The following is a 26,228-nucleotide window of genomic DNA, read 5'->3' as shown; positions in this document are numbered from 1 at the left end:
CGCGCCACGCCCCGTCAACCTCTGCATCCAACCCGCCGGTCGGCCCATAGACACCTCCTTGATTGAAGGTGTTGCGTCGACCGGTTGAATCCACCCAGTACCGCATGCCCGCGTACCGCCAACGCCTGCATCAAAGCGGGGTCGTCCAGAGCATGTCGCGCAAAGGCAATTGCTATGACAACGCAGCCATGGAGAGCTTCTTCGGAACGCTGAAATGCGAGATGTTCCATCTCAACAAGTTCGACACGACCGAGGCGTTGAAAGACGCCCTTCACGACTACATTCGCTACTACAACGTGGATCGCATCAAGCTCGGGCTCGGCGGCCTGAGCCCAGTGGCGTACAGGAAGCAGGCCGCCGCGGCGCCCGCATGAAGCCATAACTGTCCAAGGTTTGGGGGTCGGTTCACAAATGCGTGGACACATGGACACTTCACAATCCGATCCCGGTGTAGCGCGGCCACCCAAGCGCAGCTGGCGCCGGCACTCCGATGAGTTCAAGTCGCATGTCATAGCGATGGCCCGCCAAGGCCATGGCTCGGTAGCCGCAGTGGCGCTTGCCAATGGCCTGAACGCAAACATGCTGCGGCGCTGGGTGCGTGAGTCGGAGATGGGCGACGCCGCATCTGCGTCGACGCGCACCCAGGCCGCCATGAGCCCGCCCGCGTTCGTGCCGGTGACGCTGGCCAACCTCGGTGATCGAACACCTGCCGCGCCCGAGCCGACCGCGGCCCCGTCGGCATCCGAACGCGTCACGGTGGAGATCCGCCGCGGCGCCACCAGCGTCAGCGCCAGCCTGCCAATGGACGCGCGCAGCGCCGCTTGGCTGCGCGACGTGCTGGCGTGAACCGCGCATGATCAAGGTCGACGCTGTGTGGCTGGCCGTACAGCCCCTGGACATGCGCCTGGGCACCGAGGCCGCACTCGCCCGCGTGGTCGGTGTCTTCGGCGCAGCCCACCCGAACCACGCCTACCTGTTCGCCAACCGGCGTGCCAACCGCATGAAGGTGCTGGTGCACGACGGCATCGGCGTGTGGCTGGCCGCTCGCAGGCTCAACGCCGGCAAGTTCGTCTGGCCCCTTGACGCCAGCGCCACGCTGCAGCTGACGCGACCGCAGTTCGACGCCCTGGTGCTGGGCCTGCCCTGGCAGCGGTTGGGCGATGCCGGGATCATCCGTGTGATCTGAACGACCGTTGGCAATTGCCGGATGTGCCGATGCGCGGAGCGCTTCGGCGCGGCACGATCACTTCCCATGATCAGCGCCGAGCAACTGGACACCCTGGAGCCGCAGATGCGCCAGGCCGTGCAGTCGCTGCTGGTGCAGATCCAGCAGCGCGACGCCGAGATCGCCTTCAAGCAGGCGTTCATCGACAAGCTCACGCACGAGATGGCCGTGCTCAAGCGGATGAAGTTCGCCGCCACCAGCGAGCGCTTCGCCGCCAGCCTGGCCCCCGAGCAGAGGAGTCTGCTGGAGGAGACGCTGGACGCCGACCTGGCCGAACTCGAGCGGGAGATCGAACGCGAGCAGGGCCAGGCCGACGACAAGGCCAAGGCCAAGGACAAGACCGACAAGAAGACACCCAAGCGCACCCCGCTGCCACCACACCTGCCGCGCCACGACGTGCCGCACGAGCCGGTGGACACCACCTGCAACTGCGGGCAGCCCCTGCAGCGCTTCGGCGAGGACGTGGCCGAGCGGCTGGACTACCAGCCCGGCGTGTTCAGCGTCGAGCGCCATGTGCGTGGCAACTGGGCGTGCCGCTGCTGCGAGCGGATTGTTCAGGCTCCAGTGCCGGCACACGTCATCGACAAGGGCATCCCGACTGCCGGCCTGCTGGCGCACCTGCTGGTTGCGAAGTTCCTGGATCACCTACCGCTGTACCGGCAGGAAGCCATCTTCGAACGCGCCGGCCACCTGATCGCCCGCTCGACGCTGGCGCAGTGGGTCGGCGAGTGCGGAGCGCAATTGCAGCCGCTGGTCAACGCGCTGGCCGACGAGTTGCGCCGCCATGCGGTGCTGCATGCCGACGAGACGCCGGTAGCCATGCTCAAGCCCAAGCACTTGAGCGACGGCAAGACGCACAAGGCCTGTATCTGGTCGTACTGCACCACGAGCTTGAACGCGACGAAGGCCGTGGTCTTCCAATTCGCCGAAGGCCGCAGCGGCGAGAATGTTCAGCAGTTCCTCAAGCTCGACACCCCGCAAGCCTGGCAGGGCACGCTGCTCACCGATGGCTTTGGCGGCTACACCGCCACGACGACCAAGGGCGTGACGTCGGCGCAATGCATGGCGCACGCGCGCAGGAAGTTCAACGACCTGTGGGCCAATCACGGCAGCGAGGTCGGCCGCCAGGCGCTGCGCTACTTCCAAGTGCTGTTCAGGATCGAGCGCGAGATCGAAGATCTGCCTGGCGATGAGCGAAGGCAGATACGCCAGCGCAAGTCACGTCGGGTGTTGGCCGTCTTGCATCGCTGGTTGCTCAGACAGCGGCAGTTGGTGCCGGCGGGCTCGGCCACGATGAAGGCCATCGACTACAGCTTGAAGCGCTGGACGCAACTCACGCGCTTCGCGCAGGACAGCGACGTGCCGATCTCCAACAACTGGGTGGAGAACCAAATCCGGCCCATCGCCATAGGCCGCTCAAACTGGCTGTTCGCCGGCAGCCTGCGCGCGGGCCAGCGGGCGGCGGCCATCATGAGCCTGCTGCACTCGGCGCGCATCAACGGGCATGAGCCCTACGCGTACATCAAGAACGTGTTGGAGCGGCTGCCCACGCACCCGGCCAGCCGCATTGACGAGTTGCTGCCGCATCACTGGAAGCCCGCGGTGTCCGCGTAGCAGCGCGCCAGTTAAACGGATTGCAAATCCGTCTAGGTGAGTTGGCCGGACGGATACTCACCAAACGTGGGGACGACTACCTGCGCACCTTGCTGATCCAGGGCGCCAAGTCCGCCGTGATGAGCGCGGCCAAACGCAGTGACCGCATCAGCCAGTGGCTGGTGCAGCTGAAGGAGCGTGTCGGCTGGCAGAAGGCCGTGGTGGCGCTGGCCAACAAGAATGCGCGCATCCTGTGGGCGGTGCTCACGCGCGAGGGTGTGACGATTCAGACCATGTGCCCGCGATACCGGCGGCGCGCCAGAAGCCGGTGCCGGCACCCGTGTAAATCGATTCCCTGAATTGGACGTGCGATAGCAGATAACCACCACAGGTCAGACCGGCAGCAGGTGAGCTCGATAACTCGTCCGTGCTTCAAGCACGAGGAACGAATGGAGTCCTGCTGAGCGGTTCGTATCTGGGGCCTCGGACCATTTGGCCGACACAAACCCGCCTGTAGATGTGCAGTCTGTCCTTTTGCGGTGGCTTCTGAACCCATCGTGCGTCTGCGAGCCATGAAGACGAATACCGTTAATCAGGAGGAAGACCTATGAGGCGGCGTTGACTGAGGGGGAAGTCCCTGTAGATCAGTTAGTCACGATCTTAAGACGGGGAATCATGTCTTTGAAGGCCTTACTGTCACGTTCCATGACCGACTTGAAGCCTTCGTCGTCGGCGTAGACGTATCCGAGATTGAGCTTCTTCAAGGTGTTTTGGAGTTCCGGTTCCCTGGCGATCTCAGCGACCGAGGTCTTGAGCATTCTGACGACCTCGGGCGGCAAGCCCTTGGGGCCCATGATGCCGCGCCAAGTTCCGATCGAAAGATCGATATTCCTTTCCTTCATCGTGGGAACGTCCTTGAACTCCTCAAGGCGCTTGTCGGCCATCACGGCCAGAACGCGCAGCTTGCCAGCGGCCACATGGACTGCCACCTCTGCGGGGCTGGCAGTCACTGCATCGATCTGATGGCTGAGCAGCGAGAGGATCGAAGGCGCGGCGCCTTGGTAAGGGATGCGGTTGAATTGCAACTGGGTCTTCTCTTCGAAGGCAGCAGCGGCGATGTCGTAGATCGACCCGTTGCCGGACGTGCCCATCGCCATCTTGCCGGGATCCCGGCGTGCCGCGGCGATGAATTCATCGATGCTCTTGTAGGGCGAATCGGCTCGCACGATGATCGACGCCGGATCGGCGTTGAGCTGTGCGATCGGCGTGACGTCGGCGTAGGTGCGATTGAACAGATTGAGGTGCGGCAGGATCACCATCTCGACGGTGACGATGCCCAGCGTGTAGCCATCGGGCTTGGCGTTCATCATGTAGTTCCATCCGATGCCGCCACTTGCGCCGGACTTGTTGACGACGACGACACCTTTTGGAAAGTGCTTTTGCGCCGCGACGCCGAATGCGCGCGCCACTGCATCGGTTCCGCCGCCCGGCTGAAAGGGAACGACCAGTTCAATCGGACGGTCAGGGTAGTCGGCTGCCGATGCGAGCCCTGGGGCGAACGAAGCGGTGGCGAGCGCCATGGCGGCCACGAGGGTGCGGCGGTGAAACTGGATCATGGATTGTCTCCGGGGCATTTGAAGTATTGAAAGTAGGGAACGCGGTCAGCGAACGAACTGGTCGACGTACGCGGCGCCGAGACCACAGGCCGCGTAGTGAGCGCGGCACATCTCCAGCTTCGTGAAGACGTCCTCGTAGCCGGTCTGGCGGCCAAACGGATCGACATAGATCATGGCGCCCGTGATGTGGAAGAGCGTGATCATCTCGGGCACGTCCTCGGGCACAACCAAGGTGTGCGTCTCGCCGGGCGGCTCGAAGACATACGAGCCTTCGCGGGCCTTCCAGTCGTGCTCCAGGTAGTGCCACGAACCGCGTAACACCACGCCATGCACTGGCGCGGGGTGGCGGTGCCGGCTCAGCACGCCGGATTTGCGAACGCGCAAAAGGTTGACCCAGTAGCCCTGCACGGTATTGAGGCACAGCGGACGGAACCAAACGTTCTCCATCTGCGGCACCCACACGCGCTCGTCTTGAGGGATGACCACGTCGACGACGATCTCGTTGGCGACGCCTTGCGGGAACGGCAGTTGGTAGGGCATACGCGACATGTCGAGCCCGCCGGCGCGCGCGGGCGCGGTGTCGGCCGGTATCGATGTCGGAAGAGGAGTCGAAGTGTTCATCGTGTGGCTTTCGTGGTTGGAGATCGGCGATCAGGCGATGAGATAGCCGCCGTCGACAGGCAGCACGGTGCCGGTGACAAAGGCGGCAGCGCTCGAGCAAAGGAACAGCACCGGACCTGCGATGTCCTCGGGCCGGCCCCATCGCCCCATGGGCGTGCGAGCCAGCACAGCGGCGCTGCGGGCGGGGTCGTCCTGCAGGCCCTGGGTCAGCGGCGTGGCGATCCATCCCGGCGCGACCGCGTTGACGCGGACACCCTCTGCCGCCCAGGCGATCGCCAGGCTCTTGGTCAGTTGCGCGATGCCGCCCTTGCTGGCGCTGTACGCGGGCACCAGCCCACCGCCGAAGAAGCTGAGCATCGAGGCGATGTTGACCAGGCTGCCCCTGGTGGCAGCCAGGCGCTGCCGCGTCGCGGCGGCCACACGCATCGCGCCGTTCAGGTTGATGTCGACCACGTGCCGGAACACCTCCGGGTCATGCTCCTCGCCGCGCCGGATGATGCCGGCGGCATTGACGACGATGTCCAGCGTCGCGCACTTCGCGACGACGTGGTCGATCGAGCCGGCGTCGGTCACGTCCATGGCCTCGAATGCGATCTCGGTGCCGCTTGGCGGCTCTTTGCCGATCAGGCCGGCGCCGGTCACGGTGCAGCCGGCATCGCGTAGCGCCTCGGCAATCGCGAGCCCAATGCCACTTGTGCCGCCGGCGACAAGCGCGCATTTCCCCTTGAGTTCAAACAGCATGGAAGCGGACTCGCTACTTGGCATGGGAGGACTTGGCGCGTGACACCACTGCCGTCGAGTACGGGCCTAGCACGGGCCCTTCGCCTGCCAGCGTCGTGCGGCGAAACACACGCCGGTAGCGCGCCATGTCGTACACCTCGGCCTTGTGCAGCGTTGTCCGGTTGTCCCAGACGACCAAATCGCCCTTCTTCCACTTGTGGAAGTAGCAGAACTCGGGCCTCGAAACATGCTCCACCAACTCTCGATGCAAGGCCTGGCCCTCGTCCAACGGCATGCCGCTGATCTCGTTGCCCGCGTTGGCGGTGATGAAGAGCGAGCGGCGGCCGTCCGGATGGACGCGCACTAGCGGGTGGCTGACCGGGGGCACGGCGTTCTTTTCGTAGTTGGACAGCGGCGGCAACGACGCGAACATTCGGCGGCCGTGCTCATAGGAATGCACCATGTGCAGCGGCTCGATCCTGGCCTTCAGGTTCTCCGGCAGCGCTTCGTAAGCCAGCACCATGTTGGAGAAGCCCGTGCGTCCGCCCAAGGCATCTTCGGGCATCACTTCGATGCCGTACAGCAGCGAGGCGTATGCAGGCACGTAGCGATAGGAACTGTCGGTGTGCCACTGCGCATTGACCCTCTGGAAGATCACGCGATGGTCGGTTTCGGGCAGGTGCTCGCCTTGTGCGGAGACGTTGGCGACGTTGTAGACGGTAGACGCGGCCACCGTCTTGTTCTCTTCCGGGAAGTCTTCGAGGGGGCCCCACTGTTCCGTGAAGGCGATCTGCTGCTGTTCGGTCAAGGTCTGGTCGCGAAAGCACAGCACGCCATAGACGTCGAGCGCATCACGGAAAGCCTGGATCTGCTTGGAGCCCTGCGGGCGGGAAAGGTCCGCGCCGACGATCTCCGCGCCAAGCGGTGCATGGAGGGAATTGATCGCGAAGAGCTCGGCGGTTTCTGCTTGTTGCATGGGGTCCTCAAGTCGGGTGCAAAGGGTCGGTGGCGGTGGTGCTCAGCTTTGGACGGAAAGCGGCATCGCCGTGGATTGAATTGTGGCATGCGACTGGCATGCCAGCAATATTCCACAAGAAAGACCATGCCTGCCGGTTGGCAAGCGTGGAAACCCCAGGCTGGATCAGGAGGCGGCGCGCCCTCTGGCGCCAAGCAGAGAGAAGGCGCCGCTCAGGCGTGCGGCAATGTCTGTTGGGAGAACGTCACAAGGTAGTCGATCAGGTGGTCGGATGCAGCGGCAGCCTCGGTGGGCTCACCGGCGGCCACCGCCTTCACCACGCCGACATGGCGACGCGCGGTCTCCGCCAGGTGCCGCGGCGCGTCGAGATGAAAGTACCAGAAGCGACGCGAAACCGCGTGCAGCTTGGCGACCGTCTCGGCCGCCACCGCGTTGCGCGCAGCACGCGAGAGCAGCGCGTTCAGTTGCACGTCCATGCGCAGGAACTCCTTGATGTCCTGCAGGGCAGCGGCCTTCTCGGTCGGCCCGACCAGTGCCGCGATGGCTGCCTTGTCGGACTGCGTCGCGCGCCGTGCAGCTGCACTCGCCAGCAACCGGTCGAGCTCACGGCGCGTCTCGAGGACCTCGAACTGCAGCCGTACATCGATCGACGTGACGACCACGCCGCGTCGCGGAATGATCTGCACCAGGTACTCTCGTGCCAGCCGATGCAGCGCTTCGCGGATCGGCGTCGTGCCGATGCCGAGTTGCCGGCTCAGGATCGCTTCAGACACGACGGCGCCCGGTGCCAGCTCGAGCGTCACGATCATTTCCTCGAGCCGCGCATACGCCTCCGCCATCAGCGTGGTAGGCCCTTCGATGTTCATCGATTCGGCGACTGCAATGGTTCGCGGCCTTGCAGGTGCCGGGAGTGCCGACTTTTTCATTTCAGCTTGCTTCACGTTTTTGTTGAGTGCCCGGCAACATCTGGCCAAGTGTGCAGCAACTATAGCGACCAGTCCTCTGGCGCCAAGGGCGCCGGTGCCGCTCGCTCGGGCGCCCGTCGGGGGTCACGATACAAGTCCAGCGTCCAGAATGACCTGAGATGCTTCAAATCTGTTTGTGACCAGAGTGATAACCAGGGTCTTCTCCCGATGTCAGGTAGCTCCCGTGCAAGGACGGTGTACTGGACAACTCTTGACGCGCCGACTGACAATCAGAGCCGCACGCGCAGAAGCGGCTCAACGCCGAGCGCCGGGACACCCGTCCCACAACAGTGGCTGGCAAGGGCCAATAGCAAGGCCTGCTGGATACGCCCAATCCGCACCGGGCGGGTGTTCAGCCACATTGGCGACTGGCAGGCAGGGCACCATGTGGCCTGCTTAGCGTGAATGGCACTTACTTTGGCATCTCGGCCGTTGCAGCCGCGCGTAAATGCTTGAAGGCAAAGAGAGGAGGCTGATCTCAGCTCGATAGGATGGTTGGTTGCGAAACACCCAACCCATCTCACCGAAGGCCAGCCAGCATGGATCGGAGGGCGCGAGACGAGATACATCAACGCCGTCGGCGCATCGCCCGACGCTCCGAGCGCACCGAGGCGGTGGAGTTCTTCAACATGCTGACCAGCCAGGAGATGCTGCAGGCCACCGAGGCGCTGCTGCCCGAGCACCGCGAGCGGCTGTACCCGCCCACGGTTGCGCTGTCCATGTTCATGCGCCAGACGCTGGAGGCTGACGGGTCGTGCCAGAAGGCGGTCAACGGCTGGGCCGCGCAACGCGCCGCCGATGGTCTGCGCGCGTGCAGCGTTCGCACCGGCGGGTACTGCCGGGCGCGTCAGCGCTTGCCGCTGGCGATGGTCAGCGGGCTGGCCCGGCACACCGGCCGGCTGCTCAGTCAGAAGGCGCACCAGCGTTGGCTGTGGCGCGGGCGATCCGTTAAGCTGGTGGACGGCACTGGGCTGTCCATGCCCGATACACCCGAGAACCAAGCTGCGTATCCCCAACCCAGCACGCAGGCGCACGGTGTGGGGTTCCCATTGGCGCGGCTTGTCGTAGTGATCTGACCCTGCCTCGTTTCCACGTACACCAAGTCATGCAGCCAAACGAGCGTTCTCCCAGGTCACTGGGGGCAGGAAGCCGTTGGCCGAGTGCAGGCGCTGGCGGTTGTACCAGCCCTCGATCCAATCGACTATGTCCAGCCTGGCCTGCGCTCGCGTGTCGTAGCGTACCTGATGGATGCGCTCGACCTTCAGCGTCTTGAAGAAGCTCTCCATCGGCGCGTTGTCCCAGGCATTGGCCTTCCTGCTCATGGACATCGTGATGCCCAGCTCGGCGGCCAGTGCCCGGTAGCGCCCGCCGGCATACTGCGACCCGCGGTCGGTGTGGACCAGCAGCCCCTTGGCAGGTTTGCGCAGCCACCATGCCGACTTCAAAGCGGAGCACACCAGCGTGGCGTCGATGGTCTCGGACATCGACCAGCCGACGATGCGCCGACTGGCCAGGTCCAGCACGGCGGCCAGGTACAGCCAGCCCTCGCAGGTGGGCACGTACGTGATGTCCGCCACCCACGCCTGGTCGCTCTGCCAACCATCAAAGCGCCGATCCAGCAGATTCGGCGCCACCGGCAAACGGTGCGCCGAGTCGGTGGTCGTCACGAACGGCTTTCTGTACACCGGGCGCAGGCCCTGGCGCCGCAGGCTCTTTCGCACTCGCTCGGCGCTGACGACCTCTCCCTGCTGGCGCAGCTTGTGAACGATCCGAGGGCGGCCATAGCTTCGACGGCTGGCATCGTGGATGGCCGCCACCTTGGCGTCCAGAGCCTGGTTGGCCAGCGTGTTGGGACTGGGCGGGCGCACGCGCCATTGGCAGTAGCCGCTGCGAGACACCTGCAGCACGCGGCAAAGCCGACTGACGGTGTATTGTCGCGATGCTCGTCGATCCAGGCGTACTTCATCGCGACCCCCTGGCGAAGTACGCCGTCGCTTTTCGAAGGACTTCCACATCCAGCTTCGCGTCGGCCAGTTCTCTGCGCAGGCGGCTGTTCTCCGCCTCCAGTTCACTCACGGGGCGGCGCGCAGGCGCCTCGGTGGGCGGCACAGCCGCGCCACTGCCGCCGCTCGCTGCGACACCTCGCCTGGACCAGTTGCCCAACGTTGCCACCGGCACGCCCAGGCGACGTGCTGCCTCGTGTCCGCCGACTGACGCCGCGAGTCTGACGGCCTCAGCCTTGAATTCCTGTGTGTACTGCCGCTTGGGCAGCTTGCCTTCTTTCATTTCGATTCTCCGTACCTCTGAAGTTATCAACTTCTTGCTGTACGTGAAATCGAGGCAGGGTCAATGCTCAAGATGAACGCGTGGTGGACGACGAACTGCGGGACCTCGGCGACGGCAACGTCGCCGAGATTCGAGAATTTCTTCAAGGCTGGCTAGAGCAGTCGCGCTCTATGCTTGCCGGCATCAATCGCTGGATGGGGCTACGAAATCTGTCCTGCGTTGAAGCGCAGCGCGGCGATGCCGCACCACCACAAGGCCGAAACGAACATCTGAACTCTCAAGATACTGAACAAGCTAAGGTCGTCCAAGCGACGACCAGTCGAGCAGAAACTTTCTAGTGAGGTAACGAACTGACTTTATATTCTAGGCCGCGCAAGACCGGCGTCGCGGAAGCTCAACGGTAACCGGAACCCGCTTTCCTGTGGCGCGCTAACCAAGCCGCAAACCCACTTGCCCCTGAGCCGCATTACGCAGCCTTCTGCAAGCTGATAACGCGACGATTCAGCGCCTCAAGAAGCTCCCCTTCCTGCGGTTTGGCCGCCTCGATGCTGCGGGCTCGAACGTGGCCGTAGCCGCGGATGTGCTCGGGAAGCGTCGCCAGTTTCAACGCCGTGTCGTGGTGGCCTGCGTCGCGCGACGCGGTCAGTACCTTCAAGGCCTGGGCGATGTTGGACTCGTAGCGCTCAATCAGGTTGCGTTCCATCCGCCGCTCTTGCGAGTAGCCGAACACATCGAGGGCGGTCCCACGGAGGAAGCGTAGTTTCGCGAGAAACCGCAAGGCGGGAAGCAGCCATGGACCGAACTCTCGCTTTTGCGGCTCGCCGGTCTCGCGGCCTCGCTTGGCGAGCAGGGGAGGTGCGAGGTTGAAGACCAACTTGTACTCGCCTTCGAAGTTGCGCTCCACGCTCTTGAGGAACTCTGTCTCGGTGTAGAGGCGGGCCACCTCGTACTCATCCTTGATGGCCAGCAGCTTGAAGTAGTACTTCGCGACGGCCCGCGTCAGTTCAGTTCGGCCTGGGAAGCTGCTCTGCTCGGTGGCACGCACGCGCTCCACAAGGGCAAGATAACGCTTTGCGTATCGCTCGTCCTGATACTCCGTCAGGAAGGCTCTCCGCCAGGCAATGGCCTCGTCCAGGTCTGCGATTGCAGACGGTGCCAAGGTCGAGACCAGCGAGGCCTGCGTCGAGCTGAGCGCCCGGTCAACGGCCTTGGGGTCAACGGCTGTCCGGCGCCCCCAGAGGAACGCCTCGTGGTTCATTTGCGGCTGTGACCCGTTCAGTTCGATGGCCTTCTCGATGGCCTCGCTCGCTAACGGAACCAGGCCCTGCTGGTAGGCATATCCCAGCATGAAAAGGTTGGTCGCGATGCTGTCGCCCATCAACGCTGTGGCGATGCGTCCAGCTTCGATGAAGCGCGCATGGTCTTCGCCGACGGCGTCTACAACGTTGCGTTGAAGGCTGCCACGCGGGTACTGCATGTCGGCCTTCCGGGAGAACTCTCCGGGCATGGTCTCCTGCGTGTTGACCAGCATGTGCGTACGCCCGGAGCGCGCCGCAGCCAGCGTCTTTGAGTTGCCCGCGACAATCATGTCGCATCCCAGAATCAAGTCGGCGCCACCCGCAGCGATGCGGATTGTCTTGATGGCGCCCGGCGTCGCTCCGAAGCGCAGGTGGCTCCACACGGAGCCGCCTTTCTGGGCAAGTCCCGCCATGTCCAAAATGCCGCATCCCAGGCCCTGGAGATGCGCTGCCATGCCAAGGATGGCGCCAATCGTGACCACGCCGGTGCCGCCCATGCCCGCGACCAGGATGCTGTAGACACGACCGTCGAGAGACGGGAGCGCTGGCTCGGGAAGCGCCACGAACAGTCGGCTCTGGTCGCCGGCGCGCTGTGGCTTGCGCAGCTTGCCACCCACGACTGTCACGAAGCTCGGACAAAAGCCTTTGACGCACGAGAAGTCCTTGTTGCAGGACGACTGGTCGATGGTGCGCTTACGACCGAGCTCCGTCTCAAGGGGTTGCACCGACACGCAGTTGGATTTCGCCCCGCAGTCGCCACAGCCTTCGCAGACCAGGTCGTTGATGACGACCCGCTTTGCGGGGTCAGGCATCACGCCCCGCTTGCGGCGGCGGCGCTTCTCGGCCGCGCAGGTCTGGTCGTAGATGAGAGCCGACACCCCCTGAACCTCCCGAAGCTCGCGCTGCACCACATCGAGGTGGTCACGGTGGTGGACCGTCACTCCATTTGGCCAGTCGATGTCCTTCGGGTACTTCTCGGGTTCGTCAGTGACCACAGCAATGCGCTGGATGCCCTCCGCCCGGACTTGTCGCGCGATGGTCGGCACATCCAAGGAGCCGTCGTGTCGCTGCCCACCGGTCATGGCGACCGCGTCGTTGAACAGAATCTTGTAGGTGATGTTGGTCTTCGCGGCGACGGCAGCGCGAATGGCCAGCAAGCCCGAATGAAAGTACGTCCCGTCGCCGATGTTCTGGAACATGTGCGTTCGCTTCGAGAAGGGGGCCTCCCCAACCCACGCCAGCCCCTCAGCGCCCATCTGCGTGTATCCGGTGGTCGAACGGTCCATCGATTGCGCCATCCAGCTACAGCCGATGCCCGCATACCCCTTGCTGCCTTCGGGCAGGACCGTCGACGAGTTGTGCGGACATCCGCTGCAGAAGTAGAAGCTGCGAGACAGGATATCGATGACCCCCTTGGGAGAACGCATAGCGCGAATTTGCTCGATGCGCCGCTGGAGAGATTCAAGCCCGCCGTTGTGGAGTTCCAGCAGCCGCTGGCCCAGGGCAACGGCAATCTGATTGGAGTCGAGGGCGAGCTCCGACTGGAACAGGGTGCCCCCTTGTTCATCGCGCTTGCCGATGATGGTCGGGACACCTGGCTTGCCGTACAGCTGCTCTTTGAGCTGCTGCTCCAACAGGCTGCGCTTTTCCTCGACGACGATGACCTTGTCCAGGCCCTTCGCGAAGAGCGCGGCACCGGTGGGCTCGAGCGGCCAAGTCATGCCAACCTTGTAGATGCGCAGGCCGAGCTTGCCCGCCTGCTCCTCGCTGAGGTCAAGGTCATGCAATGCTTGAAGCACATCCAGGTAGCTCTTGCCGTGCGTGATGATGCCGAGCTTGGCGCCCTCCCCATCGACGACGGTGCGGTCGATGGCGTTTACCCTGGCGAAGGCCTTCACAGCCTCCAGCTTGTGCCGGTGAAGCCGCGCCTCCTGCGCATGCGGCGTGTCTGGCTGCCGGAGATTCAAGCCGTCCGCAGGCATCTCAAGGTCCTCAGGCAGGTTGATGCGCACACGGTCGATATCGACTTCAATCGACGCGGTCGCCTCCACCGTGTCCTTGACGCACTTCATCCCAACCCAGCACCCGCTGTAGCGCGACATCGCCCAGCCCACTACGCCGAAGTCGAGGATTTCCTGGACGCCAGCAGGACTGAGCACCGGAATCATCGCGTCGACCATTGCGAACTCGCTCTGGTGGCAGGTCGTCGACGACTCGCACGTATGGTCGTCGCCCATCAGGACGAGGACGCCGCCATTCTTCGATGAGCCGGCCAAGTTCCCATGTCGGAACGCATCGCCCGTGCGGTCGACGCCAGGGCCCTTGCCGTACCACATCGCAAAGACACCGTCGTACTTGCCTTCCCCGGCGGCTTCGGCCTGCTGAGAGCCCCACACCGCCGTCGCGGCAAGGTCCTCGTTCACCCCAGGCACGAACACGACGTCGTGCGCGCCGAGGTGGCTGGAAGCCTTGGTGATTTGCTCGTCGAATGTGCCAAGCGGCGACCCGCGGTAGCCCGTGATGTATCCGGCGGTGCTCAGACCTGCAGCTCTGTCGCGCAGCTGCTGCGTCAAAGGCAGCCGTACCAGAGCCTGCGTTCCCGTGATGAAAACACGCCCGCTGCGCAGCGTGTACTTGTCGTCAAGGCTCACCGTACGAAGGTTCATTTGCAAAGTCCACAAAACAGGGCGCAGTGCCCGAATCGGCTGAGCGGCAATGCCGCTCGGTGCCGGCCTGACTCCCACTCGCGGCAGAGACCCCACCCCAGGGAAACCACGCACTTGAACCGCAGCCGGAGCGGTTCTATAACTCTATGCCGGCAGAAGTGTCGACACTTATCTTTCCGGCTCACCAACGTTCTAAGGACCTCATGGAAATCCCTCGGTTGCTCGCGCCAATGGACTGGTCACACCCGAACCGCACGAGCGTGCGCGCGGTCCCGCCGGTGACCGCGGATAGGCAGGCGTGGGACCATGCGAATAGCCAGCCCTAGAGCCTCGAAGAAGCTGCCAACCGTTCGCGACGAAAGCAGCGTTGAGCGCCTCTACTACGAGCTGCGTGACCGCGCCATGCGGTACGACTTCAAGCCGGGGTCGCGCATCAACGAGAAGGGCCTCAGCGAGGAGCTTGGCGTCGCCCGTGCCACGCTGCGAGAAGCCCTGAACCGACTCTCGTCGGAAGGCCTCTTCGAGTTCGTGCTGAACAAGGGTTTCTTCCGCAAGGCCATCAGCGTGGACGAGGTGTTTGACCTCTACCAGGTCCGAATCGCACTGGAGCGGCGAGCAGTCCATCTGGCGGTTTTGCGTGCCTCGGACGCGGACATCGCTGCGGTCAAGGCCTACTGGGTTGGCGTCATGCAACGGGCTCAGGACCTGTCAACTGGCGACCTCGTCCTTGCGGACGAGGAGTTCCATCGAAGGCTTGTGGCCCTTTCCAAGAACAAGGAGCTGGTCTCCTTCGCCGAGATGGTGACCCGCCGCATCCATGTCGCACGGCACATCGATATCGAGCAGCTGTCAGCATGGAATCTGAAGGCCTTCGACGCTCACATCAACGTCATCGACTTGGTCGCCCACAGGAGGACTGAGGAGGCGCTTCAAGTTCTCACTGAGCACATTGACGTCAGCCTCAAGCGAGCCGTTGAAATCGCCAAGGAGATGGTCTCGCGATTTTTCTTGGTCGACGCGTCGACATCGCTGCGAGCGGCAGACGCAACCCCACAGGGCGGTGCAGTCCTGGAGGCCAACACCGCGTGAACGACTGGACCCGTAGAGGAGCAGCTATGTCAGACCCACTTCGCATCATCCACGGGACGTTTGGAAGAGTCGTGCTGGTCCGCTTGGACCATTCCATGGCGCTTCACGCGCACCGGGAATGCCACATCGTCTTCAAGATTGGCGGCGCCGACATCGACATCGACTTCGGCATCGGCCGCAAGGAATACCCCGTCACGGCTCACAGCGCGCTGTTGATTAACGCCTGGGAGCCGCACTTCTACAACTTTCGCGAGACCGAGCAGAAGACCGTTCTCCTCGCGCTCTACCTCAACCCACATTGGTTGAAGCAGGTGGACCGGCGATTCGCGTACAGCGCGCACCCAAAGTTCTTCGCGAGACCAGTCCAAGTGCTGACGCCGCTACTCGAGCGCGGTCGCGACGATGTGATGGACGCGCTGGCTCAGCGAGAGCCGCCAAGTCCCCGCGACATGGAGAACCTCATCGCATCCATCTTCGCCGAGATTCTGACGCTCGCACCGCCTCGCGACCTTCTGCACTTTGCCGGCGAGCGTGGCGAACTGGACTACGACGCGCGCATCAGGCGCATCGTCGAGCGCATGCTGTCCTGCGAGGAACCCACTGCGACACCGGAAGACATGGCGGTGGAATCCGGCCTGTCGCGAGCGCAGTTCTTCCGGCTCTTCAGAAAATCCACAGGCATGCCGCCCGCACTATTCATCAACATGCTGAAGATGGAGTGCGGGCTGCGCAAAGTGGCTCAGCGCGACATCAAGCTGCAGGACATCGCATACGACCTTGGCTTCGACACCGCTGGAAACTTCACGCGCTTCTTCGTCGGCATGCAGGGCTTCGCCCCCAGCAAGTACCGCAGAATTGTCGAGTTGATGTAGCCCGGGCTCCGGTGTACTGCCGCTGACGAGGCGCTCGGCCCTCGCCGGGCAGCCTCCACAGCCTACGCCAGCAGCGGCTTGGCTACTTCCACTCCACCAGAATTTCGCGGTACGTCTCGTTGCCCACGTTCTTGGCTTTGTGCCTGGACGGGACCTTCACGCCCTTGCCGATGTCCGACATGACCTCGATGGTGTCGCCTTCGACCTTGAGTTCGAAGACGCCGTCGGTGGGGACGGGGAACAGTCCCACGTCGTTGCCGTGCTCGTCATAGATTTGAAGCGGGGCACCCTGAACCGCAAACCACATGTACGAGTGGTTGTGCATGTGGACGGGGGTTTCCTGCCCGGCCGGAAGTACGAAGTCCCAAACGATGACCTTGTCGTTCTCGAAGAGCTTCTTGCTGCCTACGCCTGCTTCTGCGGGCGTCTCAATGACGTTGTCCATGGTTGTCTCGCTCATTGTCGGGTTGCTAGCTGGAATGGCGAACGGACGCAGACTGCGCCCGCTCGCAGGCGGGTCGTGGCGAAGAACCCTGAGGTGCAACTCCATCGACTGCCCGGCTCCATGCTCCAGCAACACCGGCAACGGGGCTTATCAATGGCCCTCGCCCCTTATCGCAGGGGCTCGCAACTTATCGTGGCGTCTCATCACATCGCAGGCCTGCGCGGGCGCTGCGACGGCGGGCTTACCAGGGCAACGGCTTCCCGAGGTGGGTGAATGTGCCCGACGGACCATCCTCCGCGAGAAGCGCCATCTCCACGCTGCTCTTCGCCCCTTCCGGCACCGAAATCTCGCCGTGACCGCCGTTCATGTCGGTCTGGACGTAGCCGGGGTGGATGGCGTTCACCTTGATGGGGGTGTCGCGCAGCTCGTAAGCAAGGTGCACCGTCCACGAGTTCACCACGCTCTTGGAGGCGTTGTAGGCGGGAATCTTGAAGTTGTAGATGGGCGAGCTGGGGTCCGTGTGCCATCCGAACGAGGCCAGTTGGCTCGATACGTTGACGATGCGCGCCGCCGGCGCCGAGCGGAGCAAGGGCAGGAACGCCTGCGTGACCTCCACCACGGCGAACACGTTGGTCTCGAACGTGTCCTTCCAGACCTTCAGCGTCTGTTCCGAAGGTTTGACAGAAAGGTTGTCGAGCAGGACCCCGGCGTTGTTGACCAGAATGTCCAGGCGGCCGAAGCGCTTCTTGATGTCGGCTGCCAAAGCTTCAGCATGCGCCGCGTTCGTCACATCGAGCGTCACCGGCTCGACGGTGAGGCCGTCCGCCTTCAGACGCGCAGCAGCCTCGGCTGCGCTGGACGCGCTGCGGCCAGCGAGGAGTACCAAAGCACCAGCCTGTGCGAGCTGGCGGCAGGTCTCGAGGCCAATGCCGCGGGTGGCACCGGTCACCAAAGCAATCTTCTGGGTCGTTGTCATAGGTGTGCCAGGTTGAACGAAGGTGTGATGTGGCGGCTTGGGTGCGCCGGCGCCATTGAAGCGCCTTTCGAAGGCCCTGGCTGCCTTGGGGCATTGCTGGCCTGGTCCAGCGCTCCGTCTCTGGTGTGTCCGGTGTGGAGGACGCGGACAGAGAGCGGAAAGCCAGGGCCCTGCCTTGCAGCGTCAGTCCGCGGCTGTCGCCGACATTGCAACCGCCTTCTGCTTTGGCTTGGCCAGGAACAGGAAGACGATGGCCGCGGACGCCACGGTGATGCCAGTCATCATCAGAAGCATGCTTCGGAACGCGTTCTCGTAGCTCGATGCCAGCGCGGCACGACCGATGCCATCGCACTCGTCTTTGGTATCCCGAAGATGCCTGCCCAAGCGCGACACCGATTGCGACAGCCCGCCCGTGCCGCCGCTGGCCGGCTGTGCCCAGTTCGCGCTGGCCGCCGACGGCAAGGAGATGAGCACCACCATGGCCTTCGTGCGCATGCTGGGCCAGCTGCTTAAGGACAAGGACCTGGGCCCGCGCATCGTGCCCATCGTCGCCGACGAGGCGCGCACCTTCGGCATGGCCAACCTGTTCAAGCAGGTCGGCATCTACAGCAGCGTGGGCCAGCGCTACGCGCCCGAGGACATAGGCTCGGTCCTGTCATACCGCGAAGCGCTGGACGGCCAGATCCTGGAAGAGGGTATCAGCGAGGCCGGCGCCATCGCCAGCTGGACGGCGGCAGCCACCAGCTACAGCGTGCACGGCCTGGCGATGCTGCCGTTCTATATCTATTACTCGATGTTCGGCTTCCAGCGCGTGGGCGACGCGATCTGGGCCGCAGCCGACCAGCGCGCGCGCGGCTTCCTGCTGGGCGCCACCTCGGGCCGCACCACGCTGGGCGGCGAGGGACTGCAGCACCAGGACGGCAGCAGCCACCTAGTGGCCGCCAAGCGCAGCGTGAAGTCCCGTTTGCATCACGACTCGGCATAGGCCGCCGCAAGTCGCAAGATCGTTTCCAGCCACCCTGCGGCCAGCGCCTCGAGCGGCGTCTGGCCGTTCAATGACCCTTTGCGCGATCCAAAAAACTGCAGCTTCGCGCCACCCGGCAAGTCACCAAGCTGCTTCGTCACCGCCGCGAGGTGCCTGCGGCTGTAGATGGCGTCTGCGAAGAAAGCCGGAAAGTACGGTTGCCCTTCGACGTCCATGGCGAAGATTCGCTGGGCGACCAGCGCCCTCGCGACCGACCGCGATGAGGTCCAGCCCATCAGCGCCTGAAAATCCCGCAACGGAACCAGATGCCCCTGAAGGATTAGGTTCTCGATGGTGTCAAGGAGAGGCGGCTGCGCGAAGGACTTCATGCGAGTTCCTGCCGATCCGAATACACCATGACAAGGCCCTCGGCTCGCCATCGCAATGACGAGACATGTCGTTTGCCGCCGAGATGTCGATGCATCAAGTGAATACTCAGTGTCTCGCCCTCCAACAGAGCGTGCGCATAGGCCACTTGTTCGGCCGATGGACGCGAACTGACATAGCTGCCAAAGTACGGACCGCCGATCAGCTTGCCCTCGCAGGTCAGCAGCATCCAGCCTCGGACACCGAGCAGCCTCTCGCCCTCTGCATGCGCCACCGCAAGCTCAGAGAGGGTCTCCCGCCGCGGTCTCATGGTCACGAACTCGCGCAGCTTGCGCAATGCCTTCCTCAACGACGTTCGCATCGAGTCAGCTCCGGTCGGAACAGCCGTCCAATTCGCTGCGCCAACGTGCTTCTTTCTCGATCTCATGGACGCACCAATGCAATTTGTGTTGAAGCTCTTGCTGCACTTCGATGCTCGACACTCCGGTGTTGCCGTCGCACGCGATCAACCGTGGACGCGCCCATTCCGGCCAGTTTTCAGTGTCGTCATCGATGGCAAGCCACTGGACTGGCTTTCTCCGCAGCACGTCTGCGCAAACCTGAGCGCCGCGCGACATTGTCCGAAAGGCTTCTTTGACGCGCGGGTCGGACCCATGCTCTCGCTGGTGGTAAGTGCCGCCAACAAACCGTTCCTGCAAGCCTTGCGGAAGCTTCCGCAGGGTTTTGCCGTAGCCAGGCCAGACACACCAACTGGAACTCAAGACCAGCGCCACCTGCGGGAAGGGTGCCAACGCCCGCTCAAGGTGCGGCACCCACTCGAACAGCGTTCGATGCGGCTCGGCCATGTAGATGCCTTTCTTCCGACTCCACCGCACGTTCTCGTGCTGGACGACTCCGTCCAAATCACAGTACACCGCAATTGGCCTGTATGACTTGTTCATCGGTGACGGTATTTCGACTTGGGCAACATCGAGCAGTCAAGGCTTCTGGTGCCTCACCACTGCCATGAGCGCGGCTTCGGCGTAGGAAGAGCCTTCAGTCGCTCGACCGCTTATCTCGCAGTGGACCGCGCCATCGACGACACTGAAGCTGGCATTCAGAGCCTGAGCCATGTCCAGAGCGTCCTTTGCCGCCTGCTCCTCGAACTTGATGCTGTGCGCGACTCGCAGGTCCCCAAACACTGCAATCCACTTTCGCCCATCCAGATCGTCCAGTAGCACAGCAAAGGCATTCTCCGTCCCGACCATCGCGTAGCCAGCTGCCACCGCAAATTCATACGCGGACCGAGCGGATGAAGAACCGGCGTGCTGCGATCCTGGCGGAATCAAAAGAGGCCCTTCCGGCCGCTGAAGCCTTCCGCTGAAGGGCGGCTCGAAATCACTTTCGGAGCCGGCGTTTAAGGCGGGGCAGTCCAACTGCATAGCTTTCTCCATCCGCTGCAGGCATGAACGTTGAAGCACGGCCTATCTGGGCCAGCACCTATCTGGTGCCTGCATCTACGTGCTGGTGCGATAGTCGAAATTAGAATAGTCTAATTTGGACTATACCAAAACGGCATGCATTCTCACGAGGTTTTGCTCGACCTCAGGAATGTCAAAGTCGCTTCATAGCCGTGAGTACGCTGTCTTTGTTCGCGTGCTACGTGGCACGCGGGAGCGTCTTGGGCTTACACAAGTCGAGCTCGCAAAGAGGCTCTCGGTCACTCAGGTCTTCGTGAGCAAGTGCGAGAGAGGCGAACGACGGCTAGACATCGTTGAGTTGCGACGCTGGTGCGCCGCGCTCGGCGTCGGCTTTGTTGAGCTAGCCGAAGAGTTACAGGCCAACCTGGACACCGAGCTTGCTTCTCCAGCGGCAGCTGGGCTTGGTTAGGCCACGAGTACGTGGGCCAACCGGGGGGCGCCTCCGGCGGCCTGGCAGGGGCCTTTCTAGTCTCCTATTGGTGATTCCGGGCCGTCATCCGGAGCCTGGGGTCTCCTGCAGCGTGGCAAAGCCGCCGCCCGCTACCTTGCTTAAAAAAGCAAAAAGCGCTTGACTACATAGGATCCTCTTGTTGTGCGGAAACGCCAGCCCTGCGTTCTGAATGGCAGAGCGCACCCGCTCGCGCGCTTCCTTGACCTCGGTGTGCGCCAAACCCACCAGCGTGAAGCTGGGCAGGCCATTGGCCAGATGCACCTCGACGGTGACCGCAGGTGCTTGCAGGCCGATCAACACACGGCTTTGCACCAAAGACAGGCTCATCGCTGAAATCCTCCCCATTCCGGTGCTCTGCTGACCATGATGGCGCGCATGGCCACAGATTGCACCAAACCCGTGCATTCACGAGAACTTGCGTGTACTGCACAACGCCCCAAACCCTTGCGCAGCGGGCGGGAAAGCCCGGCTTCGATTGGCACGCTCCGTGCATTGAGGACAGGCGCCACCTTTTTACATCCCGGAGAACGACCCATGACCGTGAGCCTCACCAAGAGCCTGATCCTTGCCGGCCTCGCCCTGTCGGGCACCGCATTCGCACAGACCGCTGCCCCTGCTGCACCCGCCCCGGATTACACGCTGAGCTACAACGCCGGTGTGGTGACCGATTACCGCTACCGCGGCCTGACGCAGACGCGTCACCAGGCCGCCGTGCAAGGCGGCATCGATTTCGCGCATTCCAGCGGCTTTTACGTGGGCACTTGGGCCTCCTCGATCAAGTGGGTCAAGGACGGCGGCGGCGATGCGCCGGTCGAGATCGACTTCTATGGCGGCTACAAGGGCACGGCGGGCGCCATCAGCTACGACGTGGGCGCGCTGCGCTACCAGTACCCCGGCCACGATCTGGAAGCCAGCCCCAACACCACTGAGCTGTATGGCGCCGTGACCTACAGCATGTTCACGCTGAAGTACTCGCATGCCATCAGCGACCTGTTCGGCTTCGACGACAGCAAGAACAGCTACTACGTGGACCTGTCGGCCGCGTTCGACCTGGGCAACGGCTGGTCGCTGACGCCGCACGTCGGCTACCAGAAGGTCAAGAACTACAGCGACAACTCCTACACCGACTATTCGCTGACGCTGGGCAAGGACCTGGGCAACGGCTGGTCCACCTCTGCGGCGCTGATCGGCACCAACGCCGACAAGGCCCTGTACCGCACGGTCAACGACAAGTTCGCCGGCAAGACCATGGTCGTGGTCGGCATCAAGTACGCATTCTGATTTTTGTTCCTGAGGAGCCAGCCATGAAACTCGTAACGGCGGTCATCAAACCGTTCAAGCTCGACGAGGTCCGCGAGGCCTTGTCCGGCATTGGTGTCCAAGGTATCACCGTGACCGAAGTCAAGGGCTTCGGGCGCCAGAAGGGCCACACCGAGCTGTACCGCGGCGCGGAGTACGTGGTCGACTTCCTGCCCAAGGTCAAGATCGAAGCGGCCGTGTCCGACGACCTCGTCGACCGCGTGATCGAGGCGGTCGAGAGCGCAGCGCGCACCGGCAAGATCGGCGACGGCAAGATCTTCGTCTACGACGTCGAACAGGTCGTGCGCATCCGCACCGGCGAAACCGGCAAGGAGGCGCTGTAAACAGCGTGCTCCCTTCAGAAAGAACATCGGCAATGAAAAAACTGTTTGCTTCCTTCCTTCTCGGCGTCGGCGTGTGGATCGGGGGATCCATGGCGCTGGCCCAGACGCCGGCCGCTGAGCCGGCATCCGCCGCAGCACCCGCGGCCGAGGCACCTGCCGCAGCCGCACCGGCTGCAGCACCCGCCGCAGCCGAGGCTGCACCGGCCGCCGCTGCACCGACGCCCAAGGTCGATTCCGGCGACACCGCCTGGATGCTGACCTCCACGCTGCTGGTCATCCTGATGACGCTGCCCGGCCTGGCACTGTTCTACGGCGGCCTGGCGCGTTCCAAGAACATGCTGTCGGTGCTGATGCAGGTCTTCGTGATCTTCTCGCTGATCAGCATCCTGTGGGCCGTCTACGGCTACAGCCTGGCGTTCTCGGGCGACGGCAACTTCTTCGGCGGGTTCGACAAGATCTTCCTGAAGAGCGTCACCACCGAGACCTTCGGCGCGCTGATCACGATTCCCGAATACGTGTTCGTGGCCTTCCAGGGCACGTTCGCGGCCATCACTGTGGCGCTGATCGTCGGCTCCTTCGCCGAACGCATCAAGTTCGCTGGCGTGCTGGTGTTCGCCGTGCTGTGGTTCACGTTCAGCTACGTGCCGATGGCCCACATCGTGTGGGGCGGCGGCCTGCTGGGCAAGGACGGCGCGCTGGACTTCGCCGGCGGCACCGTGGTGCACATCAACGCCGGTGTCGCCGGCCTGGTGGGTGCCTACGTGCTGGGCAAGCGCATCGGCTACGGCCGCGAAGCCTTCACGCCGCACTCGCTGACGCTGACCATGGTCGGTGCCTCGCTGCTGTGGGTGGGCTGGTTCGGCTTCAACGCCGGCTCCGCCGGTGCGGCCAACGGCGCCGCCGGCCTGGCCTTCGTCAACACCGTGCTGGCCACCGCCGCCGCCACGCTGTCCTGGATCCTGGGTGAGAGCCTGCACAAGGGCAAGGCCTCGATGCTGGGTGCTGCCTCCGGTGCCGTCGCCGGCCTGGTCGCGGTGACGCCGGCAGCCGGCTTCGTCGGTCCGATGGGCTCCATCGTGCTGGGCCTGATCGCCGGCCTGGTCTGCCTGTGGGGCGTGGGTGGCTTGAAGCGCATGCTGGGTGCCGACGACTCGTTCGACGTGTTCGGCGTGCACGGCGTGGGCGGCATCGTCGGTGCCATCCTGACCGGCGTCTTCGCAGCCCAGAGCCTGGGTGGCACGGGCGGCCTGACGCCCGACACCTTCGCCATGGGCGCCCAGGTCTGGATCCAGATCAAGAGCGTGCTGTTCACCATCGTGTGGTCCGGTGTGGTCTCCTTCATCGCCTACAAGATCGCCGACATGACGGTGGGTCTGCGGGTCACGGAAGAGGAAGAGCGCGAAGGCCTGGACATCTCGTCGCACGGCGAGACGGCCTACAACCGCTGAGGGGAGTGGCGCGGCGGACCACCCGGCGCGCCTGACACGAGCGAGGTCTCCTGAAGAGGTTGGGCCCGCGGAGCAAGCGCTCTGCGGGCCTTTTTTTTGCTCATGCGCGGGCTGAAAAAAGCTCAAGGCGTCCGTTGGATGCGCGCCTTACCATCGCCCGCATGACAACAACGCCCCCCCTGGAGGAGACCGTCGCGCGGGTGCGCGCTGCTGCCGCGCACGGCCAGCCGCTGCGCATCGTCGGCGGCGGCAGCAAGGACGGCTACGGCCAGTCGCTCGTGGGCGAGCCCCTCGAGGTGCGCGGCCTGGCTGGCATCGTGAGTTACGAGCCCAGCGAACTGGTCGTGACGGTGCGCCCCGGCACGGCGCTAGCGGAACTCGAAGCCGTGCTGGCCGAACGCGGCCAGTGCCTGCCCTTCGAGCCCCCGCACCATCTGCCCGGCAGCGACGCAGCCCAGCCCAGCCGCGCCACCTGCGGCGGCATGCTGGCCGCGGGACTTTCTGGGCCGGCGCGCGCCAGCAGCGGCGCCGTGCGCGACTTCGTGCTGGGGCTGGAACTGCTCAACGGCCGCGGCGAACTGCTGCGCTTCGGCGGCCAGGTCATGAAGAACGTGGCCGGCTACGACGTCTCGCGCCTGATGGCCGGCGCCCTGGGCACGCTGGGCGTGGTCACCGAGATGAGCCTCAAGGTGTTGCCCGTGGCGCCGGCCGAGGCCACGCTGCGCTTCGACCTGGCGCAGCACGATGCGCTGCGCCAGCTGCATGCCTGGGGTGGCCAGCCGCTGCCGCTCAACGCCAGCTGCTGGCAGGCGGGCGAGGGCCTCACGCTGCGCCTGCGCGGTGCCGTGGCAGCGGTCGACGCCGCCTGCAGCCGCCTCGGCGGCTTGGCGCTGGCGCCCGACGAAGCCGCGCGCTTCTGGCAGGCACGGCGCGACCTGCGCATGCCCTGGTCCGATGTGGGCCGTGCGCGCGACCTGTGGCGCCTGTCCGTTCCGCAGACGGCGCCGGTGCTGGACCTGGTCGGCGACACCCTCGTCGAATGGCACGGGGGTCAGCGCTGGCTGGCCGCAGCTCCGGCACAGGCGCAGGCCGTGCGCCAGACCGCGCACGCGGTGGGTGGCAGCGCCACCTTGTTCCTGGCCGCGGCTGGCGAACGCAGCGGCGCACGCACCGCCTTCTTCGATCCGCTGCCGCCAGCGCTCGCGCGCATCCATGCCGCGCTCAAGGCCTCGTTCGATCCGGCCGGCATCTTCAACCGCGGCCGCCTGTACCCGGACTTCTGATGCAAACCAATCTCTCCCCCGAATACCAGGGCACGCCCGACGGCATCGCGGCCGAGGCCATCCTGCGCAAGTGCGTGCACTGCGGCTTCTGCACCGCCACCTGCCCGACCTACCAGCTGCTGGGCGACGAGCTGGACGGCCCGCGCGGCCGCATCTACCTCATGAAGCAGGTGCTCGAAGGCGCCGAGCCCACGCGCGCCACGCAGCTGCACCTGGACCGCTGCCTGACCTGCCGCAACTGCGAGAGCACCTGCCCCTCGGGCGTGGACTACGGCCACCTGGTCGACATCGGCCGCAAGCTGGTCGACGCCAAAGTCCCGCGCCCGGCCGGCGAACGCGCCGTGCGCTGGGCGCTCAAGGAAGGCCTGCCTTCCGCCGGCTTCGGGCCGGCCATGCGTGTGGGCCAGGCCGTGCGCGGCCTGCTGCCCGGCAAGCTGCGCGCCAAGGTGCCCGAGCGTCGCCATCCCGGCGCCTGGCCGCAGCGGCGCCACACGCGCAAGGTGCTGCTGCCCGAGGGCTGCGTGCAGCCGTCGATGGCGCCCGGCATCGACCGCGCCACGGCGCGCGTGCTCGATGCCGTCGGCATCACAGCCGTGCGCGTGCCGGCGGGCGGCTGCTGCGGCGCCGTCAAGTTCCACCTCAACGACCAGGACGCCGCCAAGGCGCAGATGCGCGCCAACATCGACGCCTGGTGGCCCTATGTGCAGGGCGCGGGCGATGCAGCGGTCGAAGCCATCGTCGTCAACGCCTCGGGCTGCAGCGTGATGGTCAAGGACTACGGCCACGTGCTGCGCGACGACCCGGCCTATGCCGAGAAGGCGCGCCGCGTGAGCAGCCTCGCGCGTGACCTCACCGAACTGCTGCCGCAGATCTCCGAGGGGCTGGCCAAACGCTTCGCGGGCAGGAAGCCGTCGGGCGTCGTCGCCTTCCATCCGCCCTGCACGCTGCAGCACGGCCAACAGCTGCGCGGCTTGGTCGAGCGGCACATGGGCGCACTGGGCTTCGATGTGCAGGTCGCCGCCAACGAATCGCACCTGTGCTGCGGCTCGGCCGGCACCTACTCCGTGCTGCAGCCCGAGATCTCGCTGCAGCTGCGCGACCGCAAGCTCGGCCACCTGCAGGCGCTGGCGCCCGAGACCATCGTGTCGGCCAACATCGGCTGCATCACGCACCTGCAGGGCGGCTGCAGCACGCCCGTGCGGCACTGGATCGAGGTGCTCGACGAAGCCCTGCCGGGCTGAGGA

Annotated in this window: 25 protein-coding genes and 6 pseudogenes; 16 read left to right on the top strand and 15 right to left on the bottom strand. The window is 64.4% G+C overall.

Annotation, left to right across the window (positions count from 1 at the left end; translation table 11 throughout):
- Positions 1–95 precede the first annotated feature (95 nt).
- The 5 genes and pseudogenes from DES41_RS17920 to DES41_RS17900 form a co-directional block, all read left to right on the top strand.
- Positions 96–374 (top strand): annotated as a pseudogene (locus tag DES41_RS17920) (transposase); the annotation flags it as partial.
- A gap of 49 nt (positions 375–423) precedes the next feature.
- On the top strand, positions 424–846 hold the full coding sequence (locus DES41_RS17915; RefSeq protein ID WP_170168205.1) for a transposase: 423 nt from the start codon (positions 424–426) through the stop codon (positions 844–846).
- Positions 847–853: 7 nt separating this feature from the next.
- Positions 854–1,186 (top strand): IS66 family insertion sequence element accessory protein TnpB, encoded by a 333-nt coding sequence (gene tnpB / locus DES41_RS17910; RefSeq protein WP_147282877.1) that lies wholly within the window; start codon positions 854–856, stop codon positions 1,184–1,186.
- A 66-nt stretch (positions 1,187–1,252) separates the two neighbouring features.
- A complete protein-coding gene (tnpC, locus tag DES41_RS17905; protein WP_114468980.1) occupies positions 1,253–2,839 on the top strand; it encodes an IS66 family transposase in 1,587 nt (528 codons plus the stop codon).
- A 56-nt stretch (positions 2,840–2,895) separates the two neighbouring features.
- Positions 2,896–3,177, top strand: a pseudogene (locus tag DES41_RS17900) (hypothetical protein); the annotation flags it as partial.
- 285 nt (positions 3,178–3,462) lie between these two features.
- Here the strand turns inward: DES41_RS17900 and DES41_RS17895 are convergent.
- The 5 genes from DES41_RS17895 to DES41_RS17875 form a co-directional block, all read right to left on the bottom strand.
- On the bottom strand, positions 3,463–4,434 hold the full coding sequence (locus DES41_RS17895) for a Bug family tripartite tricarboxylate transporter substrate binding protein (protein WP_114468979.1): 972 nt from the start codon (positions 4,432–4,434) through the stop codon (positions 3,463–3,465).
- Positions 4,435–4,479: 45 nt separating this feature from the next.
- Entirely contained in the window at positions 4,480–4,983 is a 504-nt protein-coding gene (locus DES41_RS17890; RefSeq protein WP_114468978.1) for a 2,4'-dihydroxyacetophenone dioxygenase family protein, read from the bottom strand.
- Positions 4,984–5,085: 102 nt separating this feature from the next.
- On the bottom strand, positions 5,086–5,796 hold the full coding sequence (locus DES41_RS17885; RefSeq protein ID WP_114468977.1) for an SDR family NAD(P)-dependent oxidoreductase: 711 nt from the start codon (positions 5,794–5,796) through the stop codon (positions 5,086–5,088).
- Between the two features lie 13 nt (positions 5,797–5,809).
- On the bottom strand, positions 5,810–6,751 hold the full coding sequence (locus tag DES41_RS17880) for a TauD/TfdA dioxygenase family protein (RefSeq protein WP_114468976.1): 942 nt from the start codon (positions 6,749–6,751) through the stop codon (positions 5,810–5,812).
- 212 nt (positions 6,752–6,963) lie between these two features.
- A complete protein-coding gene (locus DES41_RS17875) occupies positions 6,964–7,692 on the bottom strand; it encodes a GntR family transcriptional regulator (protein WP_147282876.1) in 729 nt (242 codons plus the stop codon).
- Positions 7,693–8,255: 563 nt separating this feature from the next.
- On the opposite strand from DES41_RS17875, the pseudogene DES41_RS17870 reads away from it, so the two are divergent.
- Positions 8,256–8,789 (top strand): annotated as a pseudogene (locus DES41_RS17870) (transposase); the annotation flags it as partial.
- 30 nt (positions 8,790–8,819) lie between these two features.
- Here the strand turns inward: DES41_RS17870 and DES41_RS17865 are convergent.
- Positions 8,820–10,002: pseudogene (locus DES41_RS17865) on the bottom strand (IS3 family transposase).
- An 83-nt stretch (positions 10,003–10,085) separates the two neighbouring features.
- Between DES41_RS17865 and DES41_RS37810 the strand changes: the two are divergent.
- Positions 10,086–10,340, top strand: coding sequence for a hypothetical protein (locus DES41_RS37810; protein ID WP_147282875.1), 255 nt, complete (start codon positions 10,086–10,088; stop codon positions 10,338–10,340).
- A gap of 128 nt (positions 10,341–10,468) precedes the next feature.
- On the opposite strand, the gene DES41_RS17860 is transcribed toward DES41_RS37810, so the two are convergent.
- Positions 10,469–14,080 (bottom strand): indolepyruvate ferredoxin oxidoreductase family protein, encoded by a 3,612-nt coding sequence (locus tag DES41_RS17860; protein WP_425466370.1) that lies wholly within the window; start codon positions 14,078–14,080, stop codon positions 10,469–10,471.
- Positions 14,081–14,272: 192 nt separating this feature from the next.
- On the opposite strand from DES41_RS17860, the gene DES41_RS17855 reads away from it, so the two are divergent.
- Positions 14,273–15,055 (top strand): GntR family transcriptional regulator, encoded by a 783-nt coding sequence (locus DES41_RS17855; protein WP_114468973.1) that lies wholly within the window; start codon positions 14,273–14,275, stop codon positions 15,053–15,055.
- A gap of 95 nt (positions 15,056–15,150) precedes the next feature.
- Positions 15,151–15,927, top strand: a complete 777-nt coding sequence (locus tag DES41_RS17850; RefSeq protein WP_170168204.1) for an AraC family transcriptional regulator — start codon at positions 15,151–15,153, stop codon at positions 15,925–15,927.
- A gap of 82 nt (positions 15,928–16,009) precedes the next feature.
- Here DES41_RS17850 and DES41_RS17845 read toward each other — a convergent pair whose 3' ends face one another.
- From DES41_RS17845 to DES41_RS38445, 3 genes are all read right to left on the bottom strand, one after another.
- Positions 16,010–16,372, bottom strand: a complete 363-nt coding sequence (locus DES41_RS17845) for a cupin domain-containing protein (protein ID WP_114468971.1) — start codon at positions 16,370–16,372, stop codon at positions 16,010–16,012.
- Between the two features lie 241 nt (positions 16,373–16,613).
- Positions 16,614–17,348, bottom strand: a complete 735-nt coding sequence (locus DES41_RS17840) for an SDR family oxidoreductase (protein ID WP_114468970.1) — start codon at positions 17,346–17,348, stop codon at positions 16,614–16,616.
- Positions 17,349–17,531: 183 nt separating this feature from the next.
- Entirely contained in the window at positions 17,532–17,843 is a 312-nt protein-coding gene (locus tag DES41_RS38445; RefSeq protein ID WP_170168184.1) for a hypothetical protein, read from the bottom strand.
- Here DES41_RS38445 and DES41_RS17835 point away from each other — a divergent pair.
- Positions 17,725–18,291: pseudogene (locus tag DES41_RS17835) on the top strand (pyruvate dehydrogenase (acetyl-transferring), homodimeric type); the annotation flags it as partial. The gene DES41_RS38445 and the pseudogene DES41_RS17835 sit on opposite strands and share 119 nt — an antisense overlap.
- A 26-nt stretch (positions 18,292–18,317) precedes the next feature.
- On the opposite strand, the gene DES41_RS17830 reads toward DES41_RS17835, so the two are convergent.
- From DES41_RS17830 to DES41_RS37805, 4 genes are read right to left on the bottom strand one after another with little or no spacing between them, the layout of a single operon-like run.
- Entirely contained in the window at positions 18,318–18,701 is a 384-nt protein-coding gene (locus DES41_RS17830; RefSeq protein WP_114468969.1) for a hypothetical protein, read from the bottom strand.
- Positions 18,698–19,036, bottom strand: a complete 339-nt coding sequence (locus tag DES41_RS17825; RefSeq protein WP_114468968.1) for a hypothetical protein — start codon at positions 19,034–19,036, stop codon at positions 18,698–18,700. The genes DES41_RS17830 and DES41_RS17825 overlap by 4 nt, the downstream gene beginning before the upstream one ends.
- Before the next feature lie 28 nt (positions 19,037–19,064).
- Positions 19,065–19,640, bottom strand: coding sequence for an HAD domain-containing protein (locus tag DES41_RS17820; RefSeq protein ID WP_114468967.1), 576 nt, complete (start codon positions 19,638–19,640; stop codon positions 19,065–19,067).
- Positions 19,641–19,676: 36 nt separating this feature from the next.
- On the bottom strand, positions 19,677–20,120 hold the full coding sequence (locus DES41_RS37805) for a hypothetical protein (RefSeq protein ID WP_147282874.1): 444 nt from the start codon (positions 20,118–20,120) through the stop codon (positions 19,677–19,679).
- Positions 20,121–20,289: 169 nt separating this feature from the next.
- On the opposite strand from DES41_RS37805, the gene DES41_RS17810 reads away from it, so the two are divergent.
- Positions 20,290–20,568 (top strand): helix-turn-helix domain-containing protein, encoded by a 279-nt coding sequence (locus tag DES41_RS17810; RefSeq protein ID WP_114468965.1) that lies wholly within the window; start codon positions 20,290–20,292, stop codon positions 20,566–20,568.
- 156 nt (positions 20,569–20,724) lie between these two features.
- Here the strand turns inward: DES41_RS17810 and DES41_RS17805 are convergent.
- A pseudogene (locus DES41_RS17805) lies at positions 20,725–20,937 on the bottom strand (magnesium chelatase domain-containing protein); the annotation flags it as partial.
- Between the two features lie 207 nt (positions 20,938–21,144).
- Between DES41_RS17805 and DES41_RS17800 the strand changes: the two are divergent.
- The 5 genes from DES41_RS17800 to glcF all read left to right on the top strand — a co-directional run bounded on the left by DES41_RS17800 (position 21,145) and on the right by glcF (position 26,225).
- Positions 21,145–21,891: a TorF family putative porin gene (locus DES41_RS17800; protein ID WP_114468964.1), complete on the top strand. Its 747-nt coding sequence runs from the start codon at positions 21,145–21,147 to the stop codon at positions 21,889–21,891.
- Positions 21,892–21,914: 23 nt separating this feature from the next.
- Positions 21,915–22,253 (top strand): P-II family nitrogen regulator, encoded by a 339-nt coding sequence (gene glnK / locus DES41_RS17795; RefSeq protein WP_056671108.1) that lies wholly within the window; start codon positions 21,915–21,917, stop codon positions 22,251–22,253.
- A 32-nt stretch (positions 22,254–22,285) separates the two neighbouring features.
- The gene (locus DES41_RS17790) at positions 22,286–23,701 is read left to right on the top strand and encodes an ammonium transporter (RefSeq protein ID WP_114468963.1); all 1,416 of its coding nucleotides are present in this window, start codon (positions 22,286–22,288) and stop codon (positions 23,699–23,701) included.
- A 161-nt stretch (positions 23,702–23,862) separates the two neighbouring features.
- Positions 23,863–24,984 (top strand): glycolate oxidase subunit GlcE, encoded by a 1,122-nt coding sequence (gene glcE, locus DES41_RS17785; protein WP_114469046.1) that lies wholly within the window; start codon positions 23,863–23,865, stop codon positions 24,982–24,984.
- Positions 24,984–26,225 (top strand): glycolate oxidase subunit GlcF, encoded by a 1,242-nt coding sequence (gene glcF / locus DES41_RS17780; protein WP_114468962.1) that lies wholly within the window; start codon positions 24,984–24,986, stop codon positions 26,223–26,225. Before glcE ends, glcF begins: the two co-directional genes overlap by 1 nt.
- Positions 26,226–26,228 lie beyond the last annotated feature (3 nt).

The sequence above is a fragment of the Pseudorhodoferax soli genome (assembly GCF_003337555.1).
Classification (GTDB): Bacteria; Pseudomonadota; Gammaproteobacteria; order Burkholderiales; family Burkholderiaceae_C; genus Pseudorhodoferax; species Pseudorhodoferax soli.
The sequence above is the reverse complement of the archived record's forward strand: the minus strand, read 5'-3'. Positions and strand labels throughout refer to the sequence as shown.

Bases quoted from the DNA above. Each gene is read 5' to 3' on its own strand.
- glcF (WP_114468962.1), top strand. From the start codon at position 24,984: ATGCAAACCAATCTCTCCCCCGAATACCAGGGCACGCCCGACGGCATC.
- DES41_RS17850 (WP_170168204.1), top strand. From the start codon at position 15,151: ATGGCGCTTCACGCGCACCGGGAATGCCACATCGTCTTCAAGATTGGC.
- DES41_RS17790 (WP_114468963.1), top strand. From the start codon at position 22,286: ATGAAAAAACTGTTTGCTTCCTTCCTTCTCGGCGTCGGCGTGTGGATC.
- DES41_RS17810 (WP_114468965.1), top strand. From the start codon at position 20,290: ATGTCAAAGTCGCTTCATAGCCGTGAGTACGCTGTCTTTGTTCGCGTG.
- DES41_RS17840 (WP_114468970.1), bottom strand. From the start codon at position 17,348: ATGACAACGACCCAGAAGATTGCTTTGGTGACCGGTGCCACCCGCGGC.
- DES41_RS17855 (WP_114468973.1), top strand. From the start codon at position 14,273: ATGCGAATAGCCAGCCCTAGAGCCTCGAAGAAGCTGCCAACCGTTCGC.
- DES41_RS17915 (WP_170168205.1), top strand. From the start codon at position 424: ATGGACACTTCACAATCCGATCCCGGTGTAGCGCGGCCACCCAAGCGC.
- glcE (WP_114469046.1), top strand. From the start codon at position 23,863: ATGACAACAACGCCCCCCCTGGAGGAGACCGTCGCGCGGGTGCGCGCT.
- DES41_RS17800 (WP_114468964.1), top strand. From the start codon at position 21,145: ATGACCGTGAGCCTCACCAAGAGCCTGATCCTTGCCGGCCTCGCCCTG.
- DES41_RS17845 (WP_114468971.1), bottom strand. From the start codon at position 16,372: ATGGACAACGTCATTGAGACGCCCGCAGAAGCAGGCGTAGGCAGCAAG.
- DES41_RS37805 (WP_147282874.1), bottom strand. From the start codon at position 20,120: ATGCAGTTGGACTGCCCCGCCTTAAACGCCGGCTCCGAAAGTGATTTC.
- DES41_RS38445 (WP_170168184.1), bottom strand. From the start codon at position 17,843: ATGCGCACGAAGGCCATGGTGGTGCTCATCTCCTTGCCGTCGGCGGCC.
- DES41_RS17880 (WP_114468976.1), bottom strand. From the start codon at position 6,751: ATGCAACAAGCAGAAACCGCCGAGCTCTTCGCGATCAATTCCCTCCAT.
- DES41_RS17830 (WP_114468969.1), bottom strand. From the start codon at position 18,701: ATGAAGTCCTTCGCGCAGCCGCCTCTCCTTGACACCATCGAGAACCTA.
- DES41_RS17885 (WP_114468977.1), bottom strand. From the start codon at position 5,796: ATGCTGTTTGAACTCAAGGGGAAATGCGCGCTTGTCGCCGGCGGCACA.
- DES41_RS17895 (WP_114468979.1), bottom strand. From the start codon at position 4,434: ATGATCCAGTTTCACCGCCGCACCCTCGTGGCCGCCATGGCGCTCGCC.
- DES41_RS17890 (WP_114468978.1), bottom strand. From the start codon at position 4,983: ATGTCGCGTATGCCCTACCAACTGCCGTTCCCGCAAGGCGTCGCCAAC.
- glnK (WP_056671108.1), top strand. From the start codon at position 21,915: ATGAAACTCGTAACGGCGGTCATCAAACCGTTCAAGCTCGACGAGGTC.
- tnpC (WP_114468980.1), top strand. From the start codon at position 1,253: ATGATCAGCGCCGAGCAACTGGACACCCTGGAGCCGCAGATGCGCCAG.
- tnpB (WP_147282877.1), top strand. From the start codon at position 854: ATGATCAAGGTCGACGCTGTGTGGCTGGCCGTACAGCCCCTGGACATG.
- DES41_RS17820 (WP_114468967.1), bottom strand. From the start codon at position 19,640: ATGAACAAGTCATACAGGCCAATTGCGGTGTACTGTGATTTGGACGGA.